At 63.3% G+C, this 15,178-nt stretch carries 13 protein-coding genes; 4 read left to right on the forward strand and 9 right to left on the reverse strand.

Annotation, left to right across the window (positions count from 1 at the left end):
* The 5 genes from MFF62_RS09270 to MFF62_RS09290 all read right to left on the reverse strand — a co-directional run bounded on the left by MFF62_RS09270 (window position 1) and on the right by MFF62_RS09290 (window position 4,242).
* Entirely contained in the window at window positions 1-1,194 is a 1,194-nt protein-coding gene (locus tag MFF62_RS09270; RefSeq protein ID WP_238262403.1) for an acyl-CoA dehydrogenase family protein, read from the reverse strand.
* Entirely contained in the window at window positions 1,191-1,442 is a 252-nt protein-coding gene (locus MFF62_RS09275) for an acyl carrier protein (RefSeq protein ID WP_238262405.1), read from the reverse strand. Before MFF62_RS09275 ends, MFF62_RS09270 begins: the two co-directional genes overlap by 4 nt.
* Before the next feature lie 799 nt (window positions 1,443-2,241).
* The gene (locus tag MFF62_RS09280) at window positions 2,242-2,502 is read right to left on the reverse strand and encodes a hypothetical protein (RefSeq protein WP_238262407.1); all 261 of its coding nucleotides are present in this window, start codon (window positions 2,500-2,502) and stop codon (window positions 2,242-2,244) included.
* A 97-nt stretch (window positions 2,503-2,599) separates the two neighbouring features.
* Window positions 2,600-3,154 carry a DNA-binding response regulator gene (locus tag MFF62_RS09285; RefSeq protein ID WP_238262409.1) on the reverse strand — a complete coding sequence of 185 codons (555 nt, stop codon included), beginning with the start codon at window positions 3,152-3,154 and terminating at the stop codon, window positions 2,600-2,602.
* Window positions 3,155-3,423: 269 nt separating this feature from the next.
* The gene (locus MFF62_RS09290; RefSeq protein ID WP_238262411.1) at window positions 3,424-4,242 is read right to left on the reverse strand and encodes a helix-turn-helix transcriptional regulator; all 819 of its coding nucleotides are present in this window, start codon (window positions 4,240-4,242) and stop codon (window positions 3,424-3,426) included.
* 515 nt (window positions 4,243-4,757) lie between these two features.
* Between MFF62_RS09290 and MFF62_RS09295 the strand changes: the two genes are divergently transcribed.
* Complete coding sequence (locus MFF62_RS09295) at window positions 4,758-6,557, forward strand: methyl-accepting chemotaxis protein (protein ID WP_238262413.1); 1,800 nt, start codon at window positions 4,758-4,760, stop codon at window positions 6,555-6,557.
* Window positions 6,558-6,591: 34 nt separating this feature from the next.
* On the opposite strand, the gene MFF62_RS09300 is transcribed toward MFF62_RS09295, so the two are convergent.
* Window positions 6,592-7,314, reverse strand: coding sequence for a glutathione S-transferase C-terminal domain-containing protein (locus MFF62_RS09300; RefSeq protein WP_238263069.1), 723 nt, complete (start codon window positions 7,312-7,314; stop codon window positions 6,592-6,594).
* Window positions 7,315-7,565: 251 nt separating this feature from the next.
* Between MFF62_RS09300 and MFF62_RS09305 the strand changes: the two genes are divergently transcribed.
* The gene (locus tag MFF62_RS09305) at window positions 7,566-8,264 is read left to right on the forward strand and encodes a hydrolase (protein ID WP_238262415.1); all 699 of its coding nucleotides are present in this window, start codon (window positions 7,566-7,568) and stop codon (window positions 8,262-8,264) included.
* 1,052 nt (window positions 8,265-9,316) lie between these two features.
* On the forward strand, window positions 9,317-10,918 hold the full coding sequence (locus MFF62_RS09310) for a phage integrase family protein (protein ID WP_238262417.1): 1,602 nt from the start codon (window positions 9,317-9,319) through the stop codon (window positions 10,916-10,918).
* Window positions 10,919-10,927: 9 nt separating this feature from the next.
* Here the strand turns inward: MFF62_RS09310 and MFF62_RS09315 are convergent, their stop codons facing one another.
* Both MFF62_RS09315 and MFF62_RS09320 read right to left on the reverse strand, forming a co-directional pair.
* Complete coding sequence (locus MFF62_RS09315; RefSeq protein ID WP_238262418.1) at window positions 10,928-11,944, reverse strand: ParB/RepB/Spo0J family partition protein; 1,017 nt, start codon at window positions 11,942-11,944, stop codon at window positions 10,928-10,930.
* A gap of 4 nt (window positions 11,945-11,948) precedes the next feature.
* On the reverse strand, window positions 11,949-12,605 hold the full coding sequence (locus tag MFF62_RS09320) for an AAA family ATPase (RefSeq protein WP_238262420.1): 657 nt from the start codon (window positions 12,603-12,605) through the stop codon (window positions 11,949-11,951).
* Window positions 12,606-13,021: 416 nt separating this feature from the next.
* On the opposite strand from MFF62_RS09320, the gene MFF62_RS09325 reads away from it, so the two are divergent.
* Window positions 13,022-13,225 carry a cold-shock protein gene (locus MFF62_RS09325; protein ID WP_006159056.1) on the forward strand — a complete coding sequence of 68 codons (204 nt, stop codon included), beginning with the start codon at window positions 13,022-13,024 and terminating at the stop codon, window positions 13,223-13,225.
* Between the two features lie 136 nt (window positions 13,226-13,361).
* Here MFF62_RS09325 and MFF62_RS09330 read toward each other — a convergent pair whose 3' ends face one another.
* A complete protein-coding gene (locus MFF62_RS09330; RefSeq protein WP_238262422.1) occupies window positions 13,362-14,456 on the reverse strand; it encodes a replication protein RepA in 1,095 nt (364 codons plus the stop codon).
* Window positions 14,457-15,178: the final 722 nt, after the last annotated feature.

Below are 15,178 nucleotides of genomic sequence, written 5' to 3' on the forward strand. Positions count from 1 at the left end.
TCACGAACGGTCGGCCAGCAACAGGTTGGCGGTGTTGGCCTGAATGCGATCGTTGTTGATCATCAACGGTGCGGACCACAGATCACGCAGATGGCGGCCCAGGCTGAATGGCGTGCCGTGCTTGTAGCCGGCCATGCCGCATACCAGCAGCGCCTGCTGCACGACATCGAGCGCCATCGTCGACATGGCGGTCTTCAGTCCGTTCATCTCCGCCGCAAGCGCGAATGCCGCGGACACCGATGCGCCCGCGTGGCGCGCGCGCTGGCGCTCGAGCGCCATGTCTACGCGCGCCTCCATCATCTGCAGCAGGCTCACCGCCTCGGCCACGCGCGGTGCCGACGGCGGCAACTGGCCCGGCCGCGCGCGCGCCTGCCCCTGGAAGAAGGTCTTGGCACGCGACACCGCATCGCCAGCGATGCCCAGCCACAACGCGCTCCAGAGAATGTGCGAGACCGGCGTCATGGTGGCGTCGGCAATCTCGCCGAACGGCACCGGCAGTACCTGGTCCACCTGGCCCACGGCCTCCAGCCGAAAGCCGTTGCTGCACGTGCCGCGCATGCCCAGCGTGTCCCACGTGTTCAGGCTTTGCAGCGTGTAGTCCTGCTTCAGCACGCAGACCATCACCTGGTCTGACGGCGCGGCATCGGCGTGGCGCCGCGCCGTGATCAGGATGCCGTCGGCATGTGCGCCATAGGAAATCGTGGGCGCCATCTTGAGCAGATGGAATCGGTCGCCCTCCACATTGACGGCACAGCTGCTGCTGCGCAAGGCGCCGCCGATGGCTTCTTCCGACGTGGCCGATGCCAGCAGCAGCTGTTCGTTGGCCACGCGTGACAGCAACTGCTGATGCCACGGGCTGCCGCTGCCATGTTCGAGCAGGCAGGCCACCTGGATCTGGTGCATCGCGTAGATCATGCCGGCGGATGCGCACGCCTCGCCCAGCACGCGTCCGATCATAGCCACCGTCGCCAGCGACGCGCCACTGCCGCCCAGCACGGCCGGCACCATCGCGCCAAGCAGACCTTTCTCGCGCAGCACCTCGAACGCTTCGTGCGGGAAGCGGGCTTCCTGGTCCACGGCGTCGGCAGAGCGCTGTGCCACTGCGGCGGCTTCGCGGGCTGCCGCGATCAGTTCTTCACCGGCCATGGCGCCGGCGCCGGAGGCATGCGCCAACGATACCCTGGCCGTGTTCATGCCGCCTCCTGTTGGCGGCGAATGATCTCGACCGCAGCGGCGATCGAATCCACGCTGCGGAAGAGCTGGCGCGTCAGCATCTGATCGGGGATTTCGATATCGAAGGTGTTCTCCAGCGCCAGCATCACGTGCACGGTAGCCAGCGACGACAGCCCCGCCGCATAGAGGTCATCGCTATCGGCCAGCGTGCTCAGCGGCACGTCCAGTCGCGCCACTTCGCCAAGGATGTTGCGGATGGTGGATTTCATTCGGTTTCTCCGGTGTCATCGACGGGCTCCATTCCAGGAGCTTTTTGCGTTGGCCTCGGTACGTTGTCGCACTAAGACAGCAAGCTGCAGGCGGCGGGCGTACTCAATACCGCGGTGCCGGTCCAGTCGCGCAGCGCGGTGCACAAGAAAATGAGGAACTCAGGCCGAAGCGACCCGTGACGAATGACGCCGATAGCGAAGCGAGATGCCCGTTGCGACGCCATGACCGCCACAGGACCCTTGCGGGATGCTGATTGAGCTCATGGTTGCGTAGGCGTTCATAGGCGTCTGTTGGGCGGCGCACACAGTTCCGACCCCCATGCGCCACGCGACAGCAGGCCTCGGCGCGTCATCCCGCGCGTTGGGAAACCCGCTTGCGGGGCACGTGCGCGGACGTGTGATGAAGTGCGTACCTCCATCGGCCCTGCCGCGCCAACGGCTTGTGCATGCGTGCATCCATCCCGAAGCATGAGGCGTCCGGACGGCCGCTGGACCCTCCGGCGCGGCCGGCAACGTCCGTGCGAGCGCGCCAGTATTGGGCCGCAAGCCTGCAGCAGGCCGCTGGCGCAGGGTTGAGATGCCCGTGCAGCATGCGTCTTCTGGTTGATACTGTCCCGCACGGCGATTCGATATGGTCAATGTAATGGCCGCTCACCACGTGAGCGGCCATTTCAAAGCCCGCATGGTCCCCCGGTCGGCGGGCTTCTTTTTTGGCGCGGCCGGTCCGGTTTGCGACAACGGGAAACGAGCGGCGACCCGCGCATGGGGACGCCGGTATCGAGCTGCGAAGCGATGCACGTCAGGGAAGCGGGGCGCGTGTCAGCGCGATGAACATCGCGCGTGCGCTATCCAGGTGCCGGCTTGCTTCGCGCTCGCCGATCTCGCACGCGGCCAGGATGGCAGCGTCCTCAGAGGCGAAGCGACGTCCGTGCAGTTCGCCCCGATACAACAACGGCCCGCCAATGATGGCGAGCCGTATCTCATAGCAACATGCCCACTTGCCCCGGCCCTCGCGCACGGCAAACCCGTGGATGACCAGGATATCCAGACTGTGTTCCATACGACCCCCTGCTGCGTCTCGGGACGGCCGGCCTCGGAAAGGCGCCGGCTTCTGACCCGAGCACAATCAGCATAGTCGTATCAAAGCGCGGGCGCCCTCATCCGATGGCTGTAGTCCCATCGGGGCTCAACCGCGACGCAGGGATGAAGTGCGAGATCGCTGACGCTGCCGCATCGATTTGCGCGCCGTGCGGATGCAGGGACCTCAGCAGCGACAGCGCGCTGCGCGGAAAACATTGCCCGCCCGCCCACACCAGCGACGCAGCCGCGCACACCAGCTCCACCGGGGCCGGCACGGCCAGGCAGCCGTTGGCACCCAGCATCGCGGCATGGCTCATGAGCGCGGAGTCCAGCGCGTCGGACAGCACCAGCCACCGGCGTGGTGCCAACCGCGTGCGCACCCGGTCGAGCAGCGCGCGCGGATCGCCCGACACGCCGCTGCAATCCACCAGTGCCAGCGCCACGGGGTGGTCCGGCACGGGTTCGGTGGCATCGGGATTGTCAATCGTGGGTGTGGGTACGGTGAAGGCGTCGCCGTCGAGCAGCCATTCAGGGCCGTGCCAGCGAACCGGCGATGGAATGTCCTGCCCTTCCATGCGTCGCGCCAGGATGCGGCACATCATTTCGTTGCTGGCGATGAGATAGGTCGTCATCTGAATGCCATCCGCGCGTCGTGCACGTGTGTCCGCTGGGTGTGGTGCACCGGCGGGGCGCCCTGTCGGGGCGCATCGTTTTCTTGTGGAAATGATGGCGATGAGGAGTTATTGCCGGATTCCGCTGATTCCCGCGGCCGCCCCCCGGCGCCGGACCTGAATTACAAAACTAGCAAGCATGACCAGCCACCGCCTCATGCTTTTGGATGAGGGGTGGACCGGCAGATGGTGGAAGCGGGCCGCTACCCGTGTGCGGCCGATGATTCTTGTTATGCGGCCTCACATGCCTCCCGTGCGCTCAACGACGACATCGGGATATGAGTGGGCTTGGCCGGCGCGGGTCCGGCCCAGTTCAGGGTGGCGCCACGCTGCAGCGCCACGTACACCGCCTCGCCCTTGTTGCGCACGTGCAGGCGCTGGTAGAGCGTACAGGCGTGGGTCTTGGCGGTGGCCACCGAGATGTTCAGCAGGCGGCTGACCGTCTTGATCGGATAGCCACGCGCCAGCAGTGCCAGCACTTCGTACTGGCGCTCGGTGATATTGAGCAGATGCGCGCCAGAGGCGGGCGTTTCCAGCGATGCTGCCTGGCTGGGCGCGGCCACATCGGGCAGGTGCGTCGGCACGCTGTGCAGCGGCACCACGATGGGCGCCGCGTCGTGGCGTGCCTCTACCGGCGACGGCTCGGCATGGCGGGCGGCAGGCAGCTGCGACGGGAAGCACTCCCCGCCGGCCAGCACCAGCCGGATCGCGGCTTCCAGCGCATCGGCCGAACAGGTCTTGGCCAGCAGGCCGCGCACGGCTTCGGGCATGCCCGCTTCGGGCAGCGGCACCGGCAGATGGTCCGCCAGCACCAGCACGCGCAGCGGCTTGAGCCGCTGGCAGAGTTCAGCCAGGGTATGCCAGCCCTGCTCCGCTTCGGCGGGCAGGCCAAAGAGCAGCAGGTCCGCGTGGTGTGTCCACGGATCGGGTTCGTGCAGGGCGGCGGGATCTAGATCGATGAGATCGCCCGGTACATGCGCTTGTGCCAACAGGTGGCGCAGACCGAGACGCAACAGAGGATGTGGCTCGAGCAACAGAATGGTGGCCATGGCCGCTCACTTCTTATTGGCGCGTCGCTACGAATCCTGGCAATCACTTCGTGCGGCGCGCTGATTGGAAGGGCTCCGCTTTTGGCGCGGCTGCACTTCCATACGGCCTGCATCACCTCCTGAGCCCCGACTGCGTCCGTGTTGTCCGGATCGCCGCCTACTGCACTTGGGCCCTCCCTCGGAGGATGTCAGACCGCCCCGTTTGCGTATGTTACGCGTTAGATGCTTCTGAACTCAGATTCAAATTAAATCTAATTCTGGTGTTCAGCATAGGCAGCACTCCGATTGAAAGCAAGCGGATGCTGCAGTGCAACGGGTATTCCCTTGGTTGTATGGCAACACCCCCACCAACGTATGGCAGCGGGCGTAACGACACCAAATGTGCGTTGTAACCGCCGGTATGTGACGCATGATTCTTTATGCTGCAGCGCACTAAAGTCGTGCCCCGAGCATGCCGTCAATGCGTAGGCATTTCAACCGCCCATACCCGGGCCAACCTGAGAAGAGTTCCACAGATGCTTTCCTCGCTTCGCGCACGTATCGTGGCCCTATCCGTGGCCATCGTGATCGTGGCGCTGGCTGCCAACGCCATCGTCAACCAGTTAGTGGCTCGTGCCTATAACAATGAGGCCATCGACAACAACCTGGCCGCCGTGCAAACCGGCCATGTGGACGCCATTGCCGCGTGGGTTTCCGACCATACGCAAATGATCGCGTCACTGCAGGACGCTGCGCTGCAGGAAGATCCGATTCCCGCACTCAAGCTCGTGTCCAACGCGGGTGGCTTCATCAAGACTTATGTCGGCTATCCGGACAAGAGCCACCGGTTTTCGGATGCCGCCGGACTGAAGCCCGACTACGACCCCACTGCGCGGCCCTGGTACAAGCAGGCCGTGGCCGCCGGCAAGCCAATCGTCACGCCGCCCTACATCGCGGCCAGCAGCGGCAAGCTCGTGGTGACGTTTGCCGTACCCGTGATCCGCGACGGCGGCGTCAAGGCGGTGATCGGCGGCGACGTGGCCATGGACACCGTGGTGGCCAATGTCCGCTCCATTCATCCCACGCCGGCCAGCTTCGGCATCCTGGTGGCGCGCGACGGCAAGATCGTCGCGCACCAGGACGACAAGCTCACGCTGAAGCCCATCGGCGAACTGGTGCCGGCGCTGGAAGGCGACAAGCTGGACGCGCTGGTATCGGCCAGCGCGCCGCTCGACGTCAATATCAATGGCGTCGACAAGCTGGTGCGTGGCCGCGCCATCGCGGGCACCGACTGGGTGGCCGTGATCGCGCTGGACAAGGCCGAGGCCACGGCGGGCATGCGTTCCGTGCTGATCGCGTCGATGATCTCGCTGGTGATCGTGGCCTGCGCGGCGGCGGCGATCGTAGCGGGCGTGACGGCGGTGTCGTTCCGCCAGCTCTCCGGCATCCGCGACGCGATGGTGGCCATTGGCTCCGGCGACGGCGACCTGACGCGCCGCCTGCCCGCGCAAGGCACCGACGAGGTCGCGCAGATCGCGCGCGCGTTCAATGCGTTTGCCGACAAGCTCGTGCACGTGATGCGCCAGATTCGCGATGCGAGCGAATCGGTGCACGTGGCGGCCAACGAGATCGCGGAGGGCAACGCCGACCTGTCGCGGCGCACCGAATCGGCGGCCGCCAGCCTGGAGCAGACCGCCGCGTCGATGGAGGAGATCACCGCCACGGTCGGCCAGTCGGAAAGCTCGGCTCGCCAGGCCGACGAAACGGCAACGCAGGCACAGCAAGTGGCCACCGAAGGCGGCAGCGCGATTGCCGGAGCCATCGACACGATGGGCGCCATCGAACGCGCCGCCGTGAAGGTGTCGGACATCATCGGCGTGATCGAAGGCATTGCGTTCCAGACCAACATTCTTGCGCTGAACGCGGCCGTGGAAGCGGCACGCGCGGGCGAGCAGGGTCGCGGCTTTGCCGTGGTGGCGGGCGAAGTGCGCGCGCTGGCCCAGCGCAGCTCGCAGGCGGCCAAGGAAATCAAGACACTGATCGAGGCGACGGTAGGCAGCGTCAGCGAGGGATCGGGCCAGGTCCGGATGAGCGGCGAGACCATGCGCGAGATCGTCGGCAACGTGGGGCGCGTCACGCAGATCATCTCGGAAATCACGAGCGCGGCGCGTGAGCAGACGCGTGGCATCCAGGAAGTGAATGTCGCCGTGGGGCAACTGGACCAGATGGTGCAGCAGAACGCCGCGCTGGTGGAGCAGTCCACGGCCGCCGCAGCCGCGTTGCAGGGTCAGGCGGCCACGCTTGCCGATGTAGTGCGGACCTTCCGCCTGGACTGAGTATCCGATCTGGCGCGGGGATGGCTGGCGCCGGTCAGCCTTCCCCCGCCCCTTGCTGCACGGCATCGCGCATGACACGCGCATGGATCTCGCGGCAGTGGCGCACGAGATCCGGCCGCGACAGCACGTACCGCCGCAACGGCGTGTCGATCTCGTAGTAATAGATATTGGCGACGAATCCGTAGATCGCCGCGTCGATCGACGTGGGCTGCTCGCCGAACACGAATCCCGTCCCGCCAATCAGGTCTGCCACCACGCGCAGGTCTGCCACGCCGCGCGCATAGACCTGGTCCGGTGCGTAGCGGCCAATCCCCTGATAGTGATAGCGCTGATGGTTGTACGCGCGCGCGGCATCCAGGGCCTCTGGCGCGATGTCTGGATGCGTGGCGCGCAACGCGTGCCGGAAGGCCGGCCAGTACCGGTCATCGGCCCAGCGCGAATAGCTCATCGGCCAGTACAGGTCGTCCAGCGTCCTGCGCACCAGGAAATCGAGGTTTCGTTGCCCCGCTGACAGGTGGCGGTCCAGCGTCACGCCGTAGCGCTCGGTCAGGTACGCCATGATGGCGTCGCTGTCGCCCACCGCCTGCTTGCCATCGACCAGATAAGGCAACTGGCCGCGCGGCGCCTTTGCGGTATCGAGGATATGGCGGTGTTCGAACGCCAGCCCGGCCAGCCGCATGAACGCAAATACCTTCAGGCCGAAGGCGTTGTTGTCGGCCACCCCGAACAGCTCGGGATAGGAATAGAGCGTTGGCATTGGCATGGCGGGGGCTCCTGCCGCGTTGTCGTGCGTGGATTGTGGCAGAAGGGGGCGTTTTTCCCCATGCATTCCACAATTCAATTATTTTGAATAACTATGACAGCGATAGCCTGCTTCCTCCGGTTGGGCGACCGCTATAGTTCTGCACATGGACAGCGCAGCAACGCACTGAAGCAAACGAAGCGAAGCCCGCGCCGCCCGATAAAACCTCAAATTCATTGAATCATCTTTTATACCGGAGAAACACCATGTCGAACGCCAAGCTGCAAGTCCTGACCCCGCGTAACAGCCAGCTGATCATCATCGACCACCAGCCCCAGATGGCCTTCGGCGTGCAGTCGATGGACCGCCAGACCATGAAGAACAACGTGGTGGGCCTGGCCAAGGCAGCAAAGATCTTCGACGTGCCCACCACCATCACCACGGTGGAAAGCGATTCGTTCTCCGGCTACACCTACCCCGAACTGCTCGACGTCTTCCCGGGCAAGCAAACGCTGGAACGCACCTCGATGAATTCGTGGGACGACCAGAAGGTGCGTGATTCCCTGGCCGCCAACGGTCGCAAGAAGATCGTCGTGGCCGGCTTGTGGACAGAGGTCTGCAATACGACGTTCGCCCTGAGCGCGATGCTGGAAGGCGACTACGAGATCTACATGGTGGCCGACGCCTCGGGCGGCACCACCAAGGAAGCGCACGACTACGCCATGCAGCGCATGATCCAGGCCGGCGTGGTGCCGGTCACCTGGCAGCAGGTGCTGCTGGAATGGCAGCGCGACTGGAAGAACAAGGAAACGTACGACGCCGTGACCGGCCTGGCCAAGGAACACTCGGGCGCCTACGGCATGGGCATCGACTACGCCTACACGATGGTGCACAAGGCCGCGCAGCGCACGCAGACCGCACACGAGTCCATCGCCCCGGTGCATGCACCGGTGATCGAGTACTAAGCTGACCGAACCGAACGAACTGATCGAACCGACAAAAGGGCACGAGCGGGCCATCTCCTTGGATGGCATTTTCGTGCCCTTTTTCTATTCGCGCAATTTATTCGGTGGATTAGTAATGTGGGGTCCACCACGGCCCCCAAAAATCATTCGACGAATGATGTGCCGAACGTGTGCTTTTGGCTCGCTGGGCCATCGCCGCGCGTTGTTCCCTTCGAAGCGCCAAAGCGTATACGCGGTATACGTATACGCTTTTCGCGCTTCACCGCACTTGCGCGGCTTCACCTTGGCAGATGCGCGAACCCTGCACGCGACACCCAAAGCGTACTCACTGCTGCGTATGAAATTCCTTTTAAATCAATGACGCGGAATGCGATGTGCGCTGAAGAAAATTTGTCGTTTTCGATGCGCTTCGAGGCGCATTACCAGCGACCACGAAGGCTCGTGTTCCTGGCCTTGGCAAGGGTGTCGTCACCACGACGCATGGGTACCTTGAGACGCAGGCCAGGGTCGTGACGCAACATCAGTCGACATGGGATGAATGGAGCCTGTCGATTGAAAGGCCCCAACATTCGTTTGCTGGATTTCATCGCTTTCGTCCCGCCGCCTGCCGATGACGCCCCTTCCGCTCTGCTAGCTCCCTCAGCGCTGTGCCTGCCGCCTCTCGCCCGCCTCTACCTGCGCCCGTCTCCCGCAACGCGGGAGAGGGGGCGGGGGGTGAGGGCAAAAGGCCTCTGCTTGCCGCCGCATCGCCCGTACACCCCCGCCGCATCTCATCTACCCGCACCCCGTCCTAGCCCACGATCAGCCTGAAACCCTTCCCCCAGCCAACCACGTCCCACTTCAGCCAGCCATAGCCATGTGCGCCACCTTCCATTAAAATAATTTGCATTGCATTTCCATGTGCAGAATGGGCCGGTTCGATTCAGACATGGAAAAATCCGGTTGCAAATCAGTCACTTAGAACGATTTCCGGATATGGGCAGCACACAACACCTGGCACGACCCGAAGTCGGTCGGCAATCACCAGAAAGAGAAGAACAGGATGCAAAGTCATGGCCGATGATCGCGACACGCTAGCAGCCACCAAGCTGACGCGCACCGAATTCGCGGTGGTTCGAGCCTATGCCCAGGGCATGCGGCCGGTCGATATCGCCAACCGCTACCTGCTCGATCCGGACGATGACGACGACCTGACGGAGCACCAGGCCATCCAGCGAATCCTGGCGCTGCGGGACCGGCTGGTGCAGTTTGCGCTACAGCACGATCGGCCCGACATCGCCGAGATGTTCGAGGCGCTGCGTGGCCGATCCGACACCGGCATGTCGCGTCGCGTGGATGCCCTGTCGTCCATCGAGCAGCTTGGACAGGGGCGGCCGCTGCCGTCCCATCGGGTGTCGCTGTGGTTTGGCCCCAATCTGGCCCGCAGGCTGGTTGCCGCCGATATTCACAGCATTGCCGACCTCGTGACCCTGGCCAATCGGCGTGGCAGCAGCTGGTGGCGCCATGTGCCCCGTATTGGCCGGAAATCGTGCGAAACCATTGTCCGGTGGCTGGCCAACCAGCAGGCATCGTTCGATATCAAATTGCGGGAATTCGTCCAGACGCCCGATGCCTATGTGCATAGAAGGGGGCTCGACGTCGCCGCATTGGGTACGGCAATGCGGGTGCCGGTGCCGCTCGAATCGATGCGGGTGGCGCCAGGGGCCACATCCCGCGAGGTCGAACTGGCCGGAGATCTGCATCGGGTACGCGAATGGTTGAAAGCCAGGGAGGCGTCGCCAAACACCTGGAAGAGCTATCGGCGCGAAGCCGAGCGGCTACTGCTCTGGGTAGCCCGGAACGGGCGCACCCTGCGTGCCCTGACGCCTGACGATCTGCTTGCGTATCGATCGTTCCTGGCCGACCCGCAGCCCGCCGACTTCTGGTGCGGACCAGCGGGAGCCCGTGACAAGGCCCATTGGCGGCCGTTCGAGGGGCCGCTGCGTACCAGTTCCTGCGAGGCCGCGATGCGCGTCGTCCGGGCGCTTCTGCGCGCGATCCGCGGCGAGGATGAGCCCGGCATTCCGGCACACCGGCGGGGGCGGCGGCCTGCATCGGGCGATGTTTCCGAGGCGGAAGCCTTGGCTTCAACAGATATGGTGGAAACGTCGCAGACAAGTCCAGTCATCCCCGTGGAGCGATTTCTGGCGTGGCTCGCCAACGATGCCGATACACCTCAACAACGTGCCGCACTGGCGGCCGCACTGCTGATCGCCCGGCATGGCTTCCGGATGGTCGAGTTGCCCACGATCCGGTTTGGGCAGCTCGTGCCTGACGGAGAAAGTTGGCGGCTCAGATGTATTGCGAAGAGTGCCTCGCGGGCCGGCGACATCGATATAAGCCCCGACGTCTGGCTGGCCTTGTTGGCGCACTGGCGCGACCGACTGTTGGATTGGGATGACCAGGCGCCGGGTTGGCGCCCTGACGCGGCGTTGCTGGCGCCCGTCGATTTTCCCGAAACGGAGCGCGGTCGCGCCAAGCGGGCCCACGACTCAGCGGGCTATTCGGCCAGTGGCCTGGACCGGTTGCTGCGCGCAAGCTGGCGGCGATTTGTCGCCGCGCACGACGATGTGCCGGAGGACTTCACCCCGCGACAGCTGCGTTTTTCGTCCTGATGCCTGAGGTCAGAGCAAGGTCTTGTCCAGCCCGAAGCGGGCCTTGAGCACCTCGAGCAGATCTTCCCGCGCATTGCGGTCGGTCAGTTGGACGTCCAGCATGATCCGGCCCGAATCCCATTCCTTGATCGTGCCGAGCAACTGGCCAGACTCAGTGCGGATCTTGTACTGCCGGCTGATTTCCTTGACCTTGCGCGACTTGCCTTCCTGGGCCTGCTTGCGGATCGACTCCACCTCGCGGCTCGACAGGCCATCGTTCATGATCCGCGACGCGAGATCGCGCGTGCGATCTTCCCCGGCAATCTTGAAGTACAGCGTCAGTTCGTACCCTGCCGCAATGCCGATGGCGCTGGGGCGCTCGCGCATCACACCGATCACCGACTCGGGCAGCTTGAGCAGCGCCAGCGTCTTGTTCACCGTGCCGGCGGACATCCCGGTCAGCTCGCAGATTTCTTCTTCCTTCTGGACCTTGCCCTCGTCGAGCAGCTGGCGCCAGGCAATCGCATTGTCCAGCGCGGACTGGTCCGAGCGCTGCTCGTTCAGCAGGAACGACAGCCGGTAGAAATCGAGGTCGCTCAGGTCGTCCTCGATAAAGCACTCCATCTCCAGCTTGCCGGCCGACGCCAGTGCACGCTTGCGATAGTGGCCGTCGATCAGGATGTAATGCCCGGGCCGCGTGGGGTCCGGTGCGGCCAGACCAGGCGTCTTCTGCCCGTGCGTGGCGATGGATGCGGCACGTTCCTGGACGACGGCCGGGTCATAGATGCGCCGGGCGTTGAACGGGTTGTCGTGCAGGTTGGCGATAGGCACGCGGATCAGCTGTCGCCCTTCAATGCCCGCCGTCGCACTTTCAGCGCTGAAAGTGGCCGTCGCCACCGCCGCACGCTGAGACTGCAGCAGGCCATTGGGATGGTCCGACAGAGCGGCTTCCGCACGCGCGAACCGGTCGATCGCGTCGCTGCGGGTTTTTTCCGCCGCCATGCCGGCAAGCATGCCGGCTTTGAGGCTTTTCAATTTTGTTGCCATCTTATTACTCAATCAGGGACAAGATTTCGTCCACCATCATGTCGACTTCCTGGATCGCTTCGCGCGCGCCCGGCACACCGTGGACCGTGCAACCCATGGCCAGACACTCGCGGAAAGCGGAGCGCGAGCCAACCATCGAATTCAGCAGCGGAACATCGCCATCGTCACCAAGGATCTCGATTGCCTGCCGGGCAATCGACACGCGGCGCTGGACCATGTTCGCCATCACGCGAATCTGGAGCGATTCGTTCTGGACCTGCGCGTGCTGGGCGAGCGTCTTGGCTGCCACGGCGGCCCAAAGGTCAGGCGGCGACGGCACCACCGGAATGATGGCCAGATCGGAAATCAGCAGGGCGCTGGACGGAGCGGCCGAGTGGACGGCTGGCGGGCAATCGATAAGGATGTAGTCGTAATCGTGAACGAACTTGCGGACTTCGCGGTGCATGGCACCTCCCGAAGGCGCCAGCCCGATCACGGATGCCGGAAACGGCCTTTCGTCGGTGGCCTGAGCAGCCCAGCGCGTTGCCGTGCCCTGCTCATCCATGTCCACCAGCATGGAACGCGCCCCCCGTAGGCCCAATGTGCCAGCCAGGTGCATGCTGACGGTGGTCTTTCCGCAGCCGCCCTTCTGGTTGAAAACGGTGATGATTTTTGCTGCCACTTGGGGCCTCACTTTCAGCGCTGAAAGCGCGAATGATGGTGTTCAATCAAGGCGCAACTTTAGCCAATCCAAACATGGGCTACAACCCATTTTCGAAAATTTAAATATTTAAATTGGCTCGTTCGTGCGCTTGATCAGGACACCCAGACACCGAAATAGCCGGAAGTGTCAGAACCCGGCTACCTCAACATTGCGGGATTCTTCTTCTTGAAAAGCGGTACAGAATGCGCCTAAAGTAAAGGTAGTGCGCATTACGCCGCACATGACACCGCAACACAATGTGGTTATGATCGCTGCTACAGTCGAGTCAAGTCGTCTCTACTCGTTGACTTCCGTTCGGTATCTACGAGACCCCAGCGTGCTTGAACGGTTGTTTTGCGTTTTGTAAAACGAACTTGCTTCGAAAGGACTTTCTTATGGCAACCGGTACGGTCAAGTGGTTCAACGAGACCAAGGGCTTCGGCTTCATTACTCCCGATGACGGCGGCGCAGATCTCTTCGCTCACTTCTCGGAAATCCAGGGCTCGGGTTTCAAGACGTTGAAGGATGGTCAGCGCGTGACGTTTGAAGTCAAGCAAGGCCCCAAGGGCCTGCAGGCTTCGGCGATCAAGCCCGCCTGAGGCGAACCACTGCAGTCTCCGGACGGTCGCCGATGTGACTGACCGGTAAGCAAAAAGGGCAAGCGTTCAGCTTGCCCTTTTTGTTTGTATCGCTGGCGCCGCGCGCTTTCGCCGTGATGCGCCGGCGTGGCCGCGTTCAGCCGAGCTTGCGCACGCTGGTCCGTGACGGCTGCAGGATCAGGGCCTTTGACGAGTCGGCATCGACCTTCGCGCCTGGATACACCACCAGCACGTCCTTCAGTGCCTTGCGGAACAGCGCCCGGAACTTCCGCTCGCTCTCCGTTTCGGTTCCGAACTGCATTTGCAGCGCTTCCCACGGGATTTCCGTGCGGCGCTGGATCGTGAAGAAGCGATAGGTCAGCCAGGAATAGACATCGAGCGCAAACGGCGACTGCTTTAGCGCCTTCAGCGCGCGCATGTCCACCGGCACCGGCCGGTTCACCAGCTCGTTGAAAAACGGCTCGGACAGCACCACGAAGCTCTCGAACATCGAGCCCTGGCCTGGCTGCATGGGGTCCCACCACGTCGAAAGCTGATCGGCCAGTAGATAACCGACCCGATCAATCGACAGCGGCTCATGGCCGGGTGGCTGATTGGGCACAGGTGTCGACTTGTTCTGCACGATGGCGATCGTGGCGGAAAACAGCCGGATCATCTGCTGGCGCACCAGGGTCATGGTGCCGCGTTTGCCGCCCGTCGCCATCGGAATGCCGAGGTTGTACATGAACTCGGACAGCGAGTTGCCCAGCGAGATGCGGCGGTCCTCCACGGTGCCCGTGAACTCGCCCCGCTTCTTCTTGGCCATGATCTCCTTGCCGATCCAGGCCAGCATCAGCCGCGGATAGGAGCCATACGGGTAGCCAAGCGACACCGTCTCGGAAACGAGCTTCTGCCGGCCGTTGGACGCCTTTTCCGATCGCTGCTGCGTGAAGTAGCCAGGCTGGATCATCAGCGAAATATTGCCGCTGGTACGCGTCCATACCGGTGGCGCACCCTTGGGCGCGCGATAAGGCAGCGTGACCTGCACACTGGCACGGCTCAGGAAGCCTACCTCGCCGCTTTGCCAGGCATCTTCCCGCTCCATTGCCTGGGCTTCGTCGAAAAGTCGCTGGAATTTCTCGGACGGAACCACGAGGTTCTCGTTGCCGGGAACGATGATGCGGGACGGTTCTGCGTCCGCTTCCAGGACTGTGCGTTCCCCCTCGGAGGCCATAGAGCGTTTGATCGACATATTGATGGGCTTCGGATTACCCGCCTTTGTACGCGATCACGTATACGTTGTCACGCAGAAACGGGTACGTATACGTGTTTATCTCGTGTCGCCCGATTGCCACGGTCGCTCTGCAAGCCGTGATGTGAAGTCCCCCGGCGTCTCAGGGTTGGCAGTCTGGTTTGCCTGGCCGGGAATCCGGCGATTGGCAGGATGACGGCCACACGGTGGGCAACCCCGCAGGGTTGTCCACGGTTGGCTGCTCATCCACTACAAGTAAACGATACCGATACGGGTTAACTACTTGTAAACCGTATACGGAGCGAAAAGCCCATTGATTCGAAAGCGCTTTTTAACCCTCTCCGTACCCGATTCTGCGTGCTTCCGTACTCGTTTCTGCGTAGCCCCGTACCCGAATCTGCGCAAAGCCGAACCCGTTTCAGCGAGATCCGCGAACCGGAATCTGCGGGGATAAGTCACTGATCCCACAGGCTTTTCCACAGCCGGGCGACGCTGGAGCGTACCCGTTTCTGCGCACCGAGGCGAACCAGGGTCTTCGCCGGTGTCCGTCTGGGTCCGCAACGGGGCTTATCCCCGCAGAATCGGGTACGTTTTCCCGTGCCTGGCAGCCTGCCCTTGCGCAAAGCGTACCCAAATCTGCGTGCCGTGGCTCCAGAACCGTACCCGTATCTGCGTATACAGGCTTGGCGCCGGGGAAAAGCCTTGTCGTACCCGTTTCTGCG

It is taken from the genome of Cupriavidus pauculus, assembly GCF_022179805.1.
GTDB lineage: Bacteria > Pseudomonadota > Gammaproteobacteria > Burkholderiales > Burkholderiaceae > Cupriavidus > Cupriavidus pauculus_E.

Bases quoted from the DNA above. Each gene is read 5' to 3' on its own strand.
- MFF62_RS09305 (WP_238262415.1), top strand. From the start codon at position 7,566: ATGTCGAACGCCAAGCTGCAAGTCCTGACCCCGCGTAACAGCCAGCTG.
- MFF62_RS09325 (WP_006159056.1), top strand. From the start codon at position 13,022: ATGGCAACCGGTACGGTCAAGTGGTTCAACGAGACCAAGGGCTTCGGC.
- MFF62_RS09295 (WP_238262413.1), top strand. From the start codon at position 4,758: ATGCTTTCCTCGCTTCGCGCACGTATCGTGGCCCTATCCGTGGCCATC.
- MFF62_RS09315 (WP_238262418.1), bottom strand. From the start codon at position 11,944: ATGGCAACAAAATTGAAAAGCCTCAAAGCCGGCATGCTTGCCGGCATG.
- MFF62_RS09285 (WP_238262409.1), bottom strand. From the start codon at position 3,154: ATGACGACCTATCTCATCGCCAGCAACGAAATGATGTGCCGCATCCTG.
- MFF62_RS09280 (WP_238262407.1), bottom strand. From the start codon at position 2,502: ATGGAACACAGTCTGGATATCCTGGTCATCCACGGGTTTGCCGTGCGC.
- MFF62_RS09310 (WP_238262417.1), top strand. From the start codon at position 9,317: ATGGCCGATGATCGCGACACGCTAGCAGCCACCAAGCTGACGCGCACC.
- MFF62_RS09290 (WP_238262411.1), bottom strand. From the start codon at position 4,242: ATGGCCACCATTCTGTTGCTCGAGCCACATCCTCTGTTGCGTCTCGGT.
- MFF62_RS09300 (WP_238263069.1), bottom strand. From the start codon at position 7,314: ATGCCAACGCTCTATTCCTATCCCGAGCTGTTCGGGGTGGCCGACAAC.
- MFF62_RS09330 (WP_238262422.1), bottom strand. From the start codon at position 14,456: ATGTCGATCAAACGCTCTATGGCCTCCGAGGGGGAACGCACAGTCCTG.
- MFF62_RS09275 (WP_238262405.1), bottom strand. From the start codon at position 1,442: ATGAAATCCACCATCCGCAACATCCTTGGCGAAGTGGCGCGACTGGAC.
- MFF62_RS09270 (WP_238262403.1), bottom strand. From the start codon at position 1,194: ATGAACACGGCCAGGGTATCGTTGGCGCATGCCTCCGGCGCCGGCGCC.